9 protein-coding genes are annotated in these 16,058 nt (G+C 63.7%); 4 read left to right on the top strand and 5 right to left on the bottom strand.

What is annotated here, in order from left to right:
- Positions 1 to 12 precede the first annotated feature (12 nt).
- From oxlT to VKR55_RS21940, 3 genes are all read right to left on the bottom strand, one after another.
- Entirely contained in the window at positions 13 to 1,287 is a 1,275-nt protein-coding gene (gene oxlT / locus VKR55_RS21950; protein ID WP_324406578.1) for an oxalate/formate MFS antiporter, read from the bottom strand.
- Positions 1,288 to 1,372: 85 nt separating this feature from the next.
- Complete coding sequence (locus VKR55_RS21945; protein WP_324406577.1) at positions 1,373 to 2,311, bottom strand: DNA-methyltransferase; 939 nt, start codon at positions 2,309 to 2,311, stop codon at positions 1,373 to 1,375.
- Positions 2,312 to 2,376: 65 nt separating this feature from the next.
- Positions 2,377 to 3,051: a Crp/Fnr family transcriptional regulator gene (locus tag VKR55_RS21940; RefSeq protein WP_324406576.1), complete on the bottom strand. Its 675-nt coding sequence runs from the start codon at positions 3,049 to 3,051 to the stop codon at positions 2,377 to 2,379.
- A 191-nt stretch (positions 3,052 to 3,242) separates the two neighbouring features.
- Here VKR55_RS21940 and VKR55_RS21935 point away from each other — a divergent pair, with 191 nt between their 5' ends.
- The 3 genes from VKR55_RS21935 (at position 3,243) to VKR55_RS21925 (ending at position 10,648) form a co-directional block, all read left to right on the top strand.
- Positions 3,243 to 5,261, top strand: a complete 2,019-nt coding sequence (locus VKR55_RS21935; RefSeq protein WP_324406575.1) for an AsmA family protein — start codon at positions 3,243 to 3,245, stop codon at positions 5,259 to 5,261.
- A 400-nt stretch (positions 5,262 to 5,661) separates the two neighbouring features.
- Complete coding sequence (locus VKR55_RS21930) at positions 5,662 to 8,112, top strand: adenylate/guanylate cyclase domain-containing protein (RefSeq protein ID WP_324406574.1); 2,451 nt, start codon at positions 5,662 to 5,664, stop codon at positions 8,110 to 8,112.
- Positions 8,113 to 8,743: 631 nt separating this feature from the next.
- Positions 8,744 to 10,648, top strand: a complete 1,905-nt coding sequence (locus VKR55_RS21925; RefSeq protein ID WP_324406573.1) for an acyl-CoA synthetase — start codon at positions 8,744 to 8,746, stop codon at positions 10,646 to 10,648.
- A gap of 4 nt (positions 10,649 to 10,652) precedes the next feature.
- On the opposite strand, the gene VKR55_RS21920 is transcribed toward VKR55_RS21925, so the two are convergent.
- Together VKR55_RS21920 and secA are read right to left on the bottom strand one after the other, a co-directional pair.
- Entirely contained in the window at positions 10,653 to 11,570 is a 918-nt protein-coding gene (locus VKR55_RS21920; RefSeq protein ID WP_324406572.1) for a hypothetical protein, read from the bottom strand.
- Between the two features lie 280 nt (positions 11,571 to 11,850).
- The gene (gene secA / locus VKR55_RS21915) at positions 11,851 to 14,700 is read right to left on the bottom strand and encodes a preprotein translocase subunit SecA (RefSeq protein ID WP_324406571.1); all 2,850 of its coding nucleotides are present in this window, start codon (positions 14,698 to 14,700) and stop codon (positions 11,851 to 11,853) included.
- A gap of 360 nt (positions 14,701 to 15,060) precedes the next feature.
- Here secA and VKR55_RS21910 point away from each other — a divergent pair, with 360 nt between their 5' ends.
- A complete protein-coding gene (locus VKR55_RS21910) occupies positions 15,061 to 15,996 on the top strand; it encodes a peptidylprolyl isomerase (protein WP_324406570.1) in 936 nt (311 codons plus the stop codon).
- Positions 15,997 to 16,058: the final 62 nt, after the last annotated feature.

Below are 16,058 nucleotides of genomic sequence, written 5' to 3'. Positions count from 1 at the left end.
CCGTTTCAGAACTCAGTTCGTCGTCTCGAAGTGCCGGCGGCGCATCTGTTTGAGCGCCGTGAAGGCGAGGACGGCGGTCAGCGCGTCGAGGCAGGCGACGACGATGAACACCGCGGTCCAGCTTCCGGTCATCTGCTTGAGATAGGCCGCGGCCGGGCCGCCGAAGATCGAGCCGACGCCTTGGGCGATGTAGAGGAAGCCGTAGTTGGTGGCGGCGTAGCGCGGCCCGAACGTGTCGGTCAGCGTCGCCGGGAACAGCGAGAAGATCTCGCCCCAGCCGAAGAACACGAGGCCGGTGAGCACCACGAACATCGCCGGATGGTCGAGGAACGCGAACAGGATGAGGATCGCGACCGCCTCGAGCGCAAACGCGAGCGCCATCGTGCTCTCGCGGCCGATACGGTCGGACACCCAGCCGAAGAACGGGCGGGTAAGACCGTTGGTGACGCGCGAGAGCGTGAGCGACAGCGGCAGCGCCGCCATGCCGAGCACCAGCACGTCGGCGACCTTGAATTCCTTGGCGAAGGGGCCGACGTTCGACACCACCATCAGACCGCTGGTCGACATCATCGTCATCATGATGAAGAGCAGATAGAAGATCGGGTTCTGTAGCATCTCGACCGGCGTGAAGCTGCGTTTCGCCTGCATCTCGGTCCGCACCGTAGCGGGGTCGTAGCCCTTCGGACGATAGTCCTCCGGCGGCGTGCGTAGGCCGAGCGCGGCGGCGACGCCGATGATGCCTTGGATGATGCCCCAAACCACCAGCGCGTGCTGATAGCCCGAGCTCTTGATCATGTTGTCGATCGGGAAGCTCGTGAAGAAGGCGCCGAAGCCGTAGCCCGCAGCCGCAAGCCCGGTAGCGAGGCCGCGCCGATCCGGGAACCAGCGCACCATCAAGCCGATGATGCCAACATAGATGATGCCGGTGCCGAAGCCGCCGATCACACCGTAAGTGAGGTAGAGCGCGGTGAGGCTTTGGGCCTGCGCCGCCAGCACCCAGCTGCCGCCCGACATGATAGCGCCGAGCGAGATCAGGAGTTTTGGCCCGAAGCGGTCGACCAGGAACGCCTGGAACGGCGAGAAGAAGGTCTGCAGGATGATTAGCAGCGAGAAGGTGAACTGCAGCTCGGCCAACGTGGTGCCGAGCTTTTGATTGAGCGGCCCGGTGAACAGCGTCCAGACATATTGCGGGCTCGAGATCGACATCATCGCGATCAAGCCGAGCACAAGCTGAAACCAGCGCGTCGATCCCACCGCACTGCGCGTTTCCGCAGACACCGTCGTCATTGCCATCCCCCGATGATGAACCCGGCGTCCGCAACGATAGGTCTGGTCGGAGCATCGAGGCAAGACCAGCCAACCGGCATAGCGACTATTTGCTAGCCTTTAAGCGCCTGTTTCTTTCGGCGGCTTGCCGAAACGCCGGGTGCCGAGACCAGTCGCCGTCCTCGATCAGCGCGTAGTCCGTGGGCACCGCACCATCCCGGCCGATCTGCGCGACCTGTCGCCTGAAATAAGTGGGCAGCGTCTCGTCGAGGTCGGATGAGATCGAATGCCGGCCCGTCTCGATCGCGACACGGGCGGTGACGCCGCTGCCGGCAAAAAAGTCGAGCACCGTCGAGCCCGGAAACGACAGCGAGCGGATCAGCCGCTCGATCAATTCTTTCGGCTTCTGCGTCGGATGACCGACGCGCTCCTTCGAATTGCCGTTGAGCCGCGGGATCTTCCAGACATTGGTCGGGTTGATGCCCTTCTTGAGGCTCTCCGCGTTGAGCCGCTTGTCGCGCTTGTAGAGCTCGAGGATCTTCGGATCGAGCGGCTGCCTGACCGCGTCGAGGTCGAAATAGTATTTCGGCGTCTTGGCAAACCAGGCGATCTCCTCGTGCCGGTTGGCAAAGAAGCGCTGCGCGCCCATGCCGTTCGGGTAATTCCAGATGATGAGATTGGCGAGCAGCATCCGGCTGTGCTGGCGCATCCAGCTCATCAGGCTCAAGAGGTCGCCGCTGCCGGCCTCACCCTGATATTGCAGGCCGCCGAACAACACGAAGCTCCCGGACGGAGAAAGCACCCGCTCGACCTCGGCAAGCCATCGGCCGGCCCAGTCGACATAGTGAGCAAGATCGTCCCAATCGGCGACATTGATGTTGTAGGGCGGATCGGAAATCACGAGCTGGATGGACTGATCCGGAATCCTCTTGAGCGTCGCGAGGCAATCGGCGATCGCGACGATGTGCGACGTCGCCGCTGCGCCGTCCACCGCCGCCACGCGCGCGGAGGAATGCAACTGCCCGTTCTTGCGCAGGCGGTTCATCCCGATATGCCCGGCGTTGCGGTGGGAACGATTCGGCATCTTCGGACCGGGTTGGGTCAAACCGCTTATTCGTTGCGCGCGATCGCGGTCAGCCGCGTCATGTTCTGCAACAGGATGCGGCCGCGCTGCAGGTCGAGAATGCCGTCCTTGCGCCAGGATTGAAGCTGCCGGTTGACGCTCTCGCGCGCCGCGCCGACGAAGATGCCGAGCTGCTCCTGCGAGATGTGCACCTCGGAACCGAAATCGGCGGCCAGCGCGACGAGCCGGCGGGCAAGCCGGACCGGCAGCGGCTGCAGCATCGATTCTTCCATCCGCTCGCTCTGCCAGCGGATGCGCTGGCACAGGAGCTCGATGATCTTGATCGCAACCTTGGGCTCGCGCTCCAGGAAGCTCATGAAGTCTTCCCGCCGCAGCACGAACAATTCGCTCGCCTCGCCCGCGGTCGCATCCGCGGTGCGAGGCTGCGCGTCAAGCACGGCGACCTCGCCAAAGAGGTCGCCGGGCCCCATGAAATTCAGCGTCAGCCGGCTGCCGTCGGGCGCGCCGGTCTCGATCCGGATCTGGCCGCGGCGGACCCCAAACAGCGCATCGCCCAGGTCGCCCTTCTGGAACAGGACCTCGCCCGTGGCCAGATGCTGGGTGTGACAGAGGTTGGATAGCCGGTGCAACTCGTCGGAACCCAAATCCGCGAACAATGGGTTCATCTTCAGAATGACCGCAAATTCGGCCTGTTTGCTCATGTCAATGCCTTCGAGTCGAATTCAGGGATCCACCACCCAGAAGTGTGCCATAGGTCACATAACTTTGCAGCCCTTCTGATTATTTATGGACCCCTTTTGAGCCATCGCCCATTTCCGCGATAAGCTTAAGCAATCGGCCCGGCGGAGGGGACGCCAGGCTTCCATGGTGCCGTTGCCCGGGAAACGTCGACATGAAAGCAGTCAAAATCACAGGCGCCACAATTGCCGCCGTCGTCCTAGTCGTTGCCTTGTTGCTCGTCATCGGAATCCCCTCCGGCTTCCTGACGTCGGCGATCCAGGACCATGTCGAGCGCCAGACCGGCTATCGGCTCACCATCGCGGGCTCGACCAAGATCAGCCTGTGGCCGACCTTGAATATCAGCCTGGGCGATCTGACACTGCAGGACCCGAAGGACCGCGACGGCGCGAGCCGCGTGACGGTCGCCAAGGTGCAGGCCGACATGACGCTTTCGAGCGTGTGGTCGGGCCATCCGCACGTTTCGGAGCTCGTGATTACCAAGCCCGTGGTGTATCGGCCGCTCTTGCGCGAGCGCACGCTTGATGCCCCACCGCGCGCGACGAAATCCACGACTGAGTCCGAGGCCGTCACCGTCGATCGCGTGAAAATCATCGACGGTGCGATCATTGCGTCCAACACCCGCGACCGGTTTGAACATCGCATCGAGGGCATCAACGTCTATGCGACCATTGAAGGCGACCGCAAGGTCAAGCTCGCGGGCACCGCGCGAACCAATGACTCGCCGCTCAAGTTCGACGCCAACGCGACCCTGCCGCCGGCCGAGCACGAGCCTGTTCCGGTCGAATTCAACGTCGAAGCGCCCGACCTCCTGAGCGCGCCACTTTCGGCGAAAGCGGAAGTCCGCTTTAGCGGCCCAGCGGTGAAGATCAACAGCGTTACGGGTACGCTCGGCGGCGGCACCTTCAACGGCTGGGCTTCGGTCGAGGCCGGCAGCAAGCCGCTGGTAAAGGTCGATCTCGATTTCCAGCGGCTCGAGTTCGCGGGCACCAAGACGGGTTCGACCTCGTCCGCCTCGCAGGGCTGGAGCGACGCGCCGCTCAACCTGACCGGGCTCAATTATGTCGATGCGCAGGTTCGCTTGTCCGCATCCGAGCTCGATATCGGAGGCACGCAGTTCGCGCCCGCCGGGGTCGACGCGACGCTCGCCGGCGGCGTGCTCAAGGCCTCCTTCTCCAATCTCGGCGCCTATGGCGGGCAGGCGAGCGGCGAGGTGATCGTGGATGCCTCGTCCGGCGCCCCGACCTATGCCATGCACACTGATCTCGTTGGCGTGCGCGCGCTGCCTTTGCTGACGAGCCTTGCCGGCTTCGACAAGATCGACGGCAAGATGCAGGCGAAAATCGCTGCACGATCCGCCGGCGCAAGCCAGCACGCCATCATGGCCAATATGTCGGGCACGGCCTTCCTCGACTTCCAGGACGGCCAGATCCGGGGCGTCAACGTCGCCCAAATGATCCGCTCGTTGACGGCGAGCACGCTGAACGGCTGGCAGGAGCAGCAGCAGCAGGCGACCGACATGACGCAATTGTCGGCCTCGTTCAAGATCGACCGCGGCCAAGCGGTGACCACCGATTTGAGTCTGGTCGGTCCGCTGGTGCGCGTCACGGGCGTCGGAACCATCGACCTCGGCACCCAGATGATCGGTTTCCGCGTCGAGCCCAAGCTGGTGATGACCACCGAAGGCCAGGGCAGTACGGCCGATCCGGTCGGCTTTGGCATTCCCGTGATGCTCGAAGGGCCGTGGTCGCAGCCTCGGATCTATCCGGACATGCAGGGCGTGCTCGACAATCCTGACGCCGCCTATGCCAAGCTTCGCGAGATGGGCAAGGGCCTGTTCTCCTCGAATGGCGGCGGGCTCGGCGGCATCCTCGGCGGCCTCAGCGCGCTCACCGGCAACCCGCCAGGCAATAACGCCAACAATGGCACCCCGGGCAGCACCTCCAACGATCCCCTTGGTGGGGCCTTGGGGGGAAACATCGGCCAGGCGCTGGGTAACCTGTTCGGAAATGGAGTGAAGGGCCAGAACCGGAGCATCCCCTCGCCCGACACGCCGCAGGCTGCGCCGCAAGCGCAAGAGCAATCCCAAACGCAGCCCCCGCCCCCGGCGGCCGATAGCACGCAGGACAGCCAGCCGATGAACGACGTGCTGCGGCAGCTCTTCAACAGGTGATTTGTCCCACCCCACCCCTCGTTGGTCGGGCCGAACCGACCGGCGCCGGGAACCGAACCAGAACGGGGTAACCGCCTACTCCGTCCCGGGGCGGAGGCGATCGGTCGCAGGCCGCGTCACACCGAAACCGTTCAGATGGGTGGTAACCAAGCCTGGAGCCAGCCGGCCAACCCCCTCAAATTGTGCTAGAAACATTGCTGGCCGGGACGCTCACCATGGTAACTCCCACGGATTTTCCTTCGGTTTTCCCTTGGGGACCTTGGTTTTTTCCTGGGCTTGCCCGCTTCCGGCAAGAGGCCGGATCGCATCGCGCGGCCCTGACATTTTGCAGTGACGCCGCCGACCCGGCGGCGGATACGCCGATCGGGCGTTAGATCGAGAGTCGCCCACGAGGGTCTGGATGATCGCGGTCAAGGACAAGATCTGGTTTCTCCGCGAGGGCCTGTTCGCGAAATACGTGATGTCGATGGTCGGCCTCGTCGTGTTCGTGCTGGCCGTGAACGGTGCGACCGAGACCTGGATCAGCTACCGCGCGACCAAGACCACCCTGATCGATGCGATGTCGGAGAAGGCCGATGCAACCAGCAAACGCATCGACCAGTCGATCTTCGAGCTGGAGCGGCAGATCAGCTGGGTCACCCGGGCCAGCGTGGTGAAGCTGGAGGACCGCCGCGCCGACTATGCACAGCTCCTGAACCAGATCTCCGCAGTCAATCAACTCTCCCAGCTCAACGGCCAGGGCCGCGAGCTCTTGCGGCTTTCGCGCAACCACTTCGCGATCAACAGCAACGCCGACTATTCGCATGACCCGCGCTTCACCGAGGCGGTGGCGCGCGGGGTGAGCTTCTCGCCGGCGTTCTTCTCGGACAACAAGCCCTTCATGTCGATTTCGGAAGCACATTCCGGCTTCAACGCCGGCGTCACGGTCGCCGAGATCGACTTGAACTTCCTTGCGGACTTCCTGGGGGACACCCAGGTCGGCAAGACGACGTTTGCCTACGTGGTCGACACGCACGGCCGGGTGCTGGCCTCATCCTCGCGCGGCCCCGATGTCGGCGCCGATCTCTCCAAGCTGCCGCAGGTCGCCGCCCTGATCGCGCCGGATGGCCAGCCGCTCACCTCCGGCACCGACGTCAACGGCTATCATGTGCTGACGACGTCGTCAGCCGTGCCGAAGCTCGGCTGGGTCGTGTTCTTCGAACAGCCGACCGCGCAGGCGCTGGCGCCGATCCGCGACCAGCTCGTGCGAGGCGCGCTCCTGATCGGGCTCGGGCTCATCATCGCCATCCTCGCGGGCACCGTATTGGCGCGGCGCATGCTGATTCCGATCAATGCGCTGCGCAGCGGCGCGCGCCGTCTTGGCGCGGGCGATTTCAGCCAGCGCATCGAGGTCAACACCAAGGACGAGCTGGAAGAGCTCGCCAGTCAGTTCAACAGCATGGCAAGCCAGCTTGGCCAGACTTATTCGGACCTGGAAGCCAAGGTGGACGAACGCACGCGCGACCTCGCGCGATCGATCGGCGAATTGAAAGTGCTCGAAGAGGTCGGCCGCGCGGTCTCCTCTTCGCTCGATCTCAACGCGGTGTTGCCGACGGTGGCTTCCCGCGCGATCGAGATCACCCATGCCGATGCGGTGCTGATCTACAGCTATGACGCTGCCAAGCGGCAATACAACCTGACCGAAGCCGGCGGCATCGACAAATCGGTCGAGGGTCAGCACCACGTCATCGACGAGGACAACACCCTTCTGGGGCTGGCAGCGAGCAAGGGCGAGCCGATCGCGATCGCCGATCTCACCTCGATCTCCGACCACGTGCTGCGCAACATCGTGATCGAGGCCGGCTTCCATGCCGTGCTGGTGGTGCCGCTGGTCGACCAGCAGGGCGTGCTCGGCGCGCTGGTGGTACTGCGGAGAGAGGCCGGCGAATTCCCGCCGAACATGATCGGCCTGATGCGCACCTTCGCGCACCAGTCGGTGCTGGCGATGCGCAATGCACGGCTGTTCACCGCGGTCGACCGGCAAGGCCGCGAGCTCGCCTCCGCCAATTCCGTGGTCCGCGAGCAAGCCGACAAGCTCAAGGAACAGACCGAGCAGCTCAAGAACTGGAACCGCTCGCTGGAGGAGCGGGTCGAGAAGCAGCTTGGCGAGATCGAGCGCATTCGCAGGCTCGAGCGCTTCCTCGCGCCGCAGGTGGCGCAGCTCATCGCCTCCTCCGACGGCCACGATTCCTTGCTCGACAGCCACCGCCGCGAGGTGACGGTGGTGTTCTGCGACCTGCGCGGCTTCACCTCCTTCACGGAGGCGACCGAGCCGGAAGAGGCCATGAACGTGCTGCGCGAATATCACGCGGCCCTCGGTGAACTGATCTTCCGTTACGAGGGCACGCTCGACCGCTATGCCGGCGACGGCGTGATGATCCTGTTCAACGCGCCGATCCAGTTCGAGGACCACACCAAGCGCGCTGTGAAGATGGCCTGCGAGATGCGCGACACCATCGGCGCGCTGACCGAGAAATGGCGCAACCGTGGGCACAGCCTCGGCTTCGGCATGGGCATTGCGCTGGGCTATGCTACGCTCGGCCAGATCGGCTTCGAGCAGCGTCTGGAATATGCCGCGATCGGCAGCGTCACCAACCTCGCCTCGCGCCTGTGCGACGAGGCCGAGGCCAACCAGATCGTGGTGTCAAGGCGCGTCTTCGGCATGGTCGAACAGTGGGTCGAAGCCCGCCCGCTCGACGATCTCGTGCTGAAGGGTTTTAATCATCCGGTGCTGGCGATGGAGATCCTGCGCTGGCGCGAGGAAGTCGACAATGTGGTCGAGGCTTCCGCGGCGGGACGGCGAAGGATGTAGCGCCGTTGCGTAGGGGTGGGTTAGCCCAACGATTTTTGTCCCACACTCACTTCGCGCCTCTCAGCCGGCAAGCGGTGGAGCAGGTGGTGGTGACGCCATGCTCGCACTTGATGCAGGCGGCGACGCATTGATCGAAGTTCCTTTGATCGTAGGCCGCCGCGCACTGATTGGTCGTCCCCGTAACATCCCCTTCCCGGGAGCAGGCTCCCAGGATCGCGAGCGGAAGGAGGACCAAAAGCACCTGCATCAACGATCCCTCAATCTGGCGCGGGGGCAGGGCAAGCCGCATTGGATCACACGGACGCTTAAGACTTTCCTGACGAATCCATCCATCGAAATGCTGACACGACCTTGCTACCCCGATCAAGACGGATCGGCGGCACGGAGCGGTAACAAAAGGCGCTATGCATCTTCCAATTTGCGCACCCGCCGATGGCGAGGCGGAAGCCGCGGGAACACGCACGCCACTTCGCAAGCGCAAAATCGAACCGCCTGCCAGATGGCAGATCGGTCGCCGCGATAGAGGCCATCCGGGCATGGACGCGCGCCCAATAATCGATAATTCTATTTGTCAATAATCACACTGGCGCCGGCGTCGCAGAAGGCCGGCCATCATGGAGGAAGCGGGATTATGGCGGGCATCCATCTGCTCGATCGCGTCATCGGCACCGAATATCCTGACCTCAAAGATGACGCGGAGGTTCGCGCATTCGAGAAGACGCCCTATGCGGACCGCATCGCCGCCCAAAGCACCTACGAGGCGATCAAGCTTGGCGCGGCGCACAACGAGGATGCGCCCGCGATCAAGTTTCTCGCCAACGCGGATCCGGCCGACCAGCCGCTCGTCATCTCCCACCGCGATTTCATTGGCCGCGTGACGCAGGCCGCCAACATGTTTCACGCGCTGGGCGTCGGAAAAGACGACGTCGTGAGCTTCCTGCTGCCACTCCTCCCGGAGGCGTTCGCGACGCTGTTCGGCGCCGAGGCCGCCGGCATCGCCAATCCCGTCAACCCGCTGCTCGAGCCGCACCAGATCGCCGAAATCCTGGAAGCCGCGCACACCAAAGTGCTGGTGACGCTAGGCCCCATGCCGGGCACGGACATCTGGCAGAAGGTCGAGCAGGTGCGGGGCAAGCTGAAACATCTGAAGGCGATCGTACGGGTCGGGCCGGGCGATGCGGCCGCTGGCGTCCATTCATTCGGCGAACTCATCAAGCAGCAGCCTTCGGACCGGCTGGTCAGCGGTCGCGAGATCAGGGGCAGCGACGTCGCGGCCTACTTCCACACCGGTGGAACTACGGGCACGCCAAAGCTTGTGCGCCACACCCATGCCAATCAGGTCTACCAGGCCTGGGCCGTCAATCTGATGCTGAAAACGAATCCGGGCGGCCATCTCCTGTTCGGCATGCCGCTGTTCCATGTCGGCGGCTCGCTGACCCAGACGCTGGCCACGCTTTGTGCCGGCGGCTGCCTCGTCGTGCTGTCTCCGGCGGGATGGCGCAACGCCGCGTCCGTCAAGAACATCTGGGGGCTGATCGATCGCTTCAAATGCGAGGCGTTTTCCAGCGTGCCGACGGTGCTGGCGGCGGCGATGGGCATTCCGCCGGGGAAGGCGGATATCTCGAGCCTGAAATTCGCCGCCGCCGGCGGATCGGCGATTCCGGTCGCGGTCGGCAAGGCGATCCAGGACAAGCTCAAGTTGCCGGTGCTGGAAGTCTACGGCATGACCGAGACCTCGAGCGTGCACACCATCGCCTATCCGGCGCGCCCGATCCGGCTCGGCTCGGCTGGCCTGCCTGTGCCCTATAGCCGCGTCCGCATCGTCAAGCTCGATGCGAACGGCCGCTACCTGCGCGATTGCGCGACAGACGAGATCGGCGTCGTGGCCATGGCCGGGCCCGGCGTGTTCGGCGGCTATCTCAACGACATCCATAATGTGGGCGCGTTCATCGAGGACGGCTGGGTCAATTCCGGCGACCTCGGCCGGCTCGATGCCGACGGCTATCTCTGGATCACCGGGCGCGCCAAGGATCTCGTGATCCGCGGCGGCCACAATATCGATCCCGCGCCCATTGAAGATATCATGTTCCAGCATCCGGCCGTGGGGCTTGCCGCCCTGGTCGGCCAGCCCGATGTCTATGCCGGCGAGCTGCCGGTCGGCTATGTGCAGCTCAAGCCGGGCACGAGCGTTGAGCCCGGCGAGTTGGAAGCTTTCGTGCGCGAGCGTACGCCCGAGCGCGCCGCAGTGCCGGTACAGATCATTCCAATCGATCCGATGCCGCTCACGGGCGTCGGCAAGGTGTTCAAGCCGCAGCTTCGCTGGGACGCGGCACAGCGCGTGTTCTCCGGCGTGCTCAGTCCGCTGCTCGAGCGGGGCATCGACTGCAAGGTGAAGGTCGGCGCTCACGGCAGCCATGGCAGTGTCGCCACTGTCACGCTCTCAGGTGTCGGGAAGGACGAGCGCGAAGCCGTCACCAACGAGGTGCACACCATGCTCGCGCCGTTCGTGATGCGGCATGAGGTGGTGTGCAGCTAGCGCCTTACCGGGAGAACGCCCCGAGGAGCATGTCGCTGCTTACGGCGTGCGGCAGCGAGGGCGCCGTCCAGCTCACCGCGGCCGCCTCGGTGCGGTAGCGCGGCAGGTAATCGTCGAGCGAATAGCAGGCGCACAGAGCAAGACTCGCCCACACCGCGCCGGTGAAGTAGAGCGACATCCAGGCGATCTCGCCTTTCCAATGCGTGATGTCGTGGGTCACGACCCATCGCGTGCGCACGTCGCGCAGACCTTCGAGGAGCCCGAGCAGCTTGCTGCCGTCTGCCAGCCCGTCCTTCCAGCGCGCAAGATACATCGGCACGTCGACGGTGACGAGGAAGGCCAGATAAAGCACGATGCCGGCGATGGCAGCGACCAGCACCCAGCGCACCAGACCGTGAAATTCAGGCAGCAGGCGGCACAGCGCCACCCCGACGATGAGGAACGCCACCGCCCAGATCGAATTCTCGATGGCGTTGTAGAGATAATTGGTGGTCAGCACCGCATACCAGGAGCAGCATTCGGCGATGACGATCAGGGGCACGATCACCCAAGCGATATTGAGCGTGGTGTCGGCGCCGGTCAGCCGGCCGAGCTGGCCCAGGATGATCGCCCACTGCGCGACAAAGCAGACCTCCGCCACGGTGGCGACAGAGCGGCCGACGAAAACGCTCGACAGCCAGTGGTCGAACAGACAGATGCGCTGCACATCGGCGCGCGGCAGCACGGAACGGAACGCGCAGCCGAACACATAGGCAGCGCAAAGCAGCAGCATCAGCTCGATGCCGGACGAGCCACCCAAGGCCTGGCTATGCAGCTCGCGGTACAGGAAGAACCACACCGCGATATTGGCGATGCTGGCCAGCGTCAGCAGCGCCCACCACAGGGCCAAAGGATTGGATTTCGTGCGCCACAGCAACGGCATCAGCCACTCCGAAATTTAATCGAACTGACACGTTAGCGTATTGTTTCTGTCATAAATAGCCGGGGAATTGTGACACGTCAGGTGGCCGGAAGCGGCGGCGGGCCGGGCCCGACGCGGATTTTCGGCTTCAAGAGGTAGCGCGCAGCTTGTGCGCGATGGCGGGGCGAAGGGGATATCCCCCGCGTATTCCGGCACTTATCGCGAAAGCAAAAGGCCCCGGCATTGCCGAGGCCTTCATAGTGAATAGACAGAAAGCAAGCGGCGCGGACCGCCGCTTATCTCACGCATATTTGCCGTGGCAGTGCTTGTACTTGCGGCCCGAGCCGCAGGGGCAATCCTCGTTGCGGCCGACCTTGCCCCAGCTTGCGGGGTTCTTCGGATCGCGGGCTGCCGCGGTTTCGCGCCCGGCGTTGGCCTGGGGCACCAGCGAAGCATTGGCGAAGGCGAGCTCGTCCTCGCCGGTATTGGGATCGAGGTGCGATGCCTGCATCGGCGGAAGCGGCTGCTGCTCCTCCGGCGGCACGATCTCGACACGCATGAGCTGCGCCGTGACGGCTTCGCGTAAATGCGCGATCATGGCCTCGAACAGGCTGAAGGCTTCCGACTTGTACTCCTGCAGCGGATCGCGCTGGCCGTAACCGCGCAGGCCGATCACCTGGCGCAGATGATCGAGCATGATCAGATGCTCGCGCCAGAGATGGTCGAGCGTCTGCAGCAAAATGGTCTTCTCGACGTAGCGCATCACGTCCGCGCCCCATTGCGCGACCTTGGCCGCCATCCGCTCGTCGACGTGGTTTTCGATGCGATCGAGCAGCTCCTCGTCGGCGATGCCTTCTTCCTTGGCCCATTCGTCCACGGGAAGATCGACGTCGAGCACGCGCCGCAATTCGTCCTTGAGGCCTGCGACATCCCACTGCTCGGCATAGACATGCTCGGGCACGTGCTTGGTGACGACGTCCTCGACAAAGGCGTGGCGCATATCGGCAACCGTCTCGGCAACGCTCTCGTCCTTCATCAGGGCGACGCGCTGGTCGAAGATCACCTTGCGCTGGTCGTTCTGGACGTCGTCGAACTTGAGCAGGTTCTTGCGGATGTCGAAGTTGCGCGCCTCGACCTTCTGCTGCGCCTTCTCCAGCGCCTTGTTGATCCAGGGATGGATGATGGCCTCGCCTTCCTTCAGGCCGAGCCGGGTCAGCATGCTGTCGAGCCGGTCGGAGCCGAAGATGCGCATCAGATCGTCTTCCAGCGACAGGAAGAACTTGGAGCGTCCAGGGTCGCCCTGGCGGCCGGAACGGCCGCGGAGCTGGTTGTCGATGCGCCGCGATTCATGGCGCTCGGAGCCGATGATGTAGAGGCCGCCCGGCTTGGTCACGGTCTTAGCAGGCTTGGCCCCCTTGGCCGGCTCGACCTCGACGATCTCCTCCGCCTTCAGCACGATCTCGCGGAAGCGCTCGACGTCCGCCTTGATCTGCTCGATCTTCCTGGCCTTCTCGGCTTCATCCTCGATGCCTGCGGTCTCCTGCTGGATGCGCATCTCCAGCGAGCCGCCGAGCTTGATGTCAGTGCCGCGGCCGGCCATGTTGGTTGCGATCGTGATCGCGCCGGGGACGCCGGCTTCGGCGACGATATAGGCTTCCTGCTCGTGGAAGCGCGCGTTCAACACGGCGAACAGCTTTGCCGGCTTGCCGGCACGGGCGGCCGCGTACAATTTGTCCAGCGCGCCGTGATTGCCGAAATCGATCTGCTTGTAGCCGTTCTTCTTCAGGTATTCGGCCAGCACCTCGGACTTTTCGATCGAAGCGGTACCGACCAGCACTGGCTGCAGCCGCTTGTTGGCGCGCTCGATCTCCGCCAGGATCGCCGCGTATTTCTCTTTCTGGCTGCGATAGACCTCGTCGTCCTCATCGAGGCGCGCCACCGGCAGGTTGGTCGGGATCTCCACGACCTCAAGCTTGTAGATATCGAACAACTCGTCGGCTTCGGTCGCCGCCGTGCCGGTCATGCCGGCGAGCTTTTCATACATCCGGAAGTAGTTCTGGAAGGTGATCGAGGCGAGCGTCTGGTTCTCCGGCTGCACCGTCTGATGCTCTTTGGCCTCGAGCGCCTGGTGCAGGCCTTCCGAATAGCGCCGGCCCGGCATCATGCGCCCGGTGAACTCGTCGATGATGATGACCTCGTCGTCGCGGACGATGTAGTCCTTGTCGCGGGTGAACAGCGTGTGCGCGCGCAGCGCCTGGTTGATGTGGTGCACGACGGAGACGTTCTCGACGTCGTAGAGCGACCCGCCCTTGAGCTGATCGGCGTCGCGGAGCAGCGTCTCGATCTTCTCCATGCCCGCTTCGGTCAACGTCACCGTGCGCTGCTTCTCGTCGACCTCGTAGTCGGACTTGTCGAGCTGGGGGAAGAAGGTGTCGATGGTGTTGTAGAACTCCGAGCGGTCGTCGAGCGGGCCGGAGATGATCAAGGGCGTGCGCGCCTCGTCAATCAGGATCGAGTCCACCTCGTCGACGATCGCGAAATAGTGCCCGCGCTGGACCATGTCCTCCAGGCGGTACTTCATGTTGTCGCGCAGATAGTCGAAGCCGTATTCGTTGTTGGTGCCGTAGGTGATGTCGCAGCCATAGGCCTCCTTGCGCTCGCCATCGTCGAGGCCGTGCACGATCACGCCGGTGGAAAGCCCGAGGAAGGAATAGATCTGGCCCATCCAGTCGGCGTCGCGGCGGGCGAGGTAGTCGTTGACGGTGACGACATGCACGCCCTTACCGGCGAGCGCGTTGAGGTAGACCGCGAGCGTTGCGACCAGCGTCTTGCCTTCGCCGGTCTTCATCTCGGCGATGTCGCCCTCATGCAGCACCATGCCGCCGATGAGCTGAACGTCGAAATGGCGCTGGCCCAGCGTGCGCTTGGCTGCCTCGCGGACGGTGGCGAAGGCCGGAACCAGGATGTCATCGAGCGTCTTGCCCTCGGCAAGCTCCTTGCGAAACGCCTCGGTGCGGGCTTTCAGCGCCTCGTCGGAAAGCGCGGCGACTTCCGGCTCGAGCGCATTGATGGCGTCGACGCGGGACTGGTAACTCTTCACCCGCCGGTCGTTGGCGGAGCCGAAAAACTTGCGGGCGAGCGCGCCGATCATGCCTAAATCCTGTTCTCGCGGCTAAAAGTGTTCCCGCGGTGAGGTAGTACCCGGATTGCTCATCAACTCACCGTGACGCGCAACAGCTTAAAGCCCCGACCAGAGACCGTTCGCCGAATGAGTGGGAAATAAGCAAACCTGGGTTCAACGGCCAAAAACGTCAGCAAAATAAGCGCTATCGCCATTGACACGACGCGGCAGAGATATGGCTGGGCCAAAGCCTTGTCAACGGCGCGACCGGCCTCGGAAAACCGCCGCAGAATTCATCTTTTTGCCCGACTTTCGCGTTGCCAAGGCAACCCGATTGGGCGAGTGTCCGCCCCGCTCAGTTAGCCCATCCCGAACTAGTAAGGATTTTCCATGACCACCTCGTTCCCGGTAACGAAAACCGGCTCCTGCCTCGGCTTTGCCGCCGGTGTCCTCGCGATGGTGCTGCTGGCTGGCCCGGTCCGGGCCGAAGACAAGGTGCTCGCCAAGGTCAACGGCTCCGAAATCCATCAGAGCGACGTGGCGCTGGCCGAGGAGGAACTGGGCCCAAGCCTCGCGCAGATGGATCCGGCCACCAAGGACCAGAATGTGCTGGCGTTTCTGATCGACATGAAGGTCGTCGCCAAGGCTGCCGAGGACGAGAAGATCGAGGATTCCGACGATTTCAAGAAGCGGATGGCGTTCACCAAGAACCGGCTGTTGATGGACAGCCTGCTCGCCGCCAAGGGCAAGGCGGCGACCACCGACGAGGCCATGAAGAAGGTCTATGACGAAGCCTCCAAGCAGATTGCAGGCGAGGAGGAGGTCCATGCCCGCCACATTCTGGTCGAGACCGAGGAAGAGGCCAAGGAGATCAAGGCCGAGCTCGACAAGGGCGCGGATTTCGCCGAGCTCGCCAAGAAGAAATCCAAGGATCCCGGCGCCTCCGACGGCGGCGATCTCGGCTTCTTCACCAAGGAGCAGATGGTGCCGGAATTCTCGAAAGTCGCCTTCGAGCTCAAGCCCGGCCAGATCTCCGATCCCGTGAAATCGCAGTTCGGCTGGCACATCATCAAGGTCGAGGAAAAGCGCAATCGCAAGCCGCCGGCATTCGATCAGGTGAAGTCGCAGATCGAGACGTATGTGACGCGCAAGGCGCAGGCCGACTATGTCGCCAAGCTTCGCGAGGGAGCCAAGATCGAGCGCTTTGACCAGGCCGCCAACACGCCGCCGGCCGCGGCCGGCGCCCCGGCGGATGCCGCGAAGACGCCCGACAAGACGCCCGATGCCGCCAAGGACTCCAAGATGGCGCCCCCGGCGAAGAAGTAGTTCGACTTCGCACCTGGACTTCGCTAATTTGACGGCATGCCCGGCCTTGTGCCGGGCATTCC

This window comes from Bradyrhizobium sp., assembly GCF_035309285.1.
GTDB lineage: Bacteria > Pseudomonadota > Alphaproteobacteria > Rhizobiales > Xanthobacteraceae > Bradyrhizobium.
The sequence above is the reverse complement of the archived record's forward strand: the minus strand, read 5'-3'. Positions and strand labels throughout refer to the sequence as shown.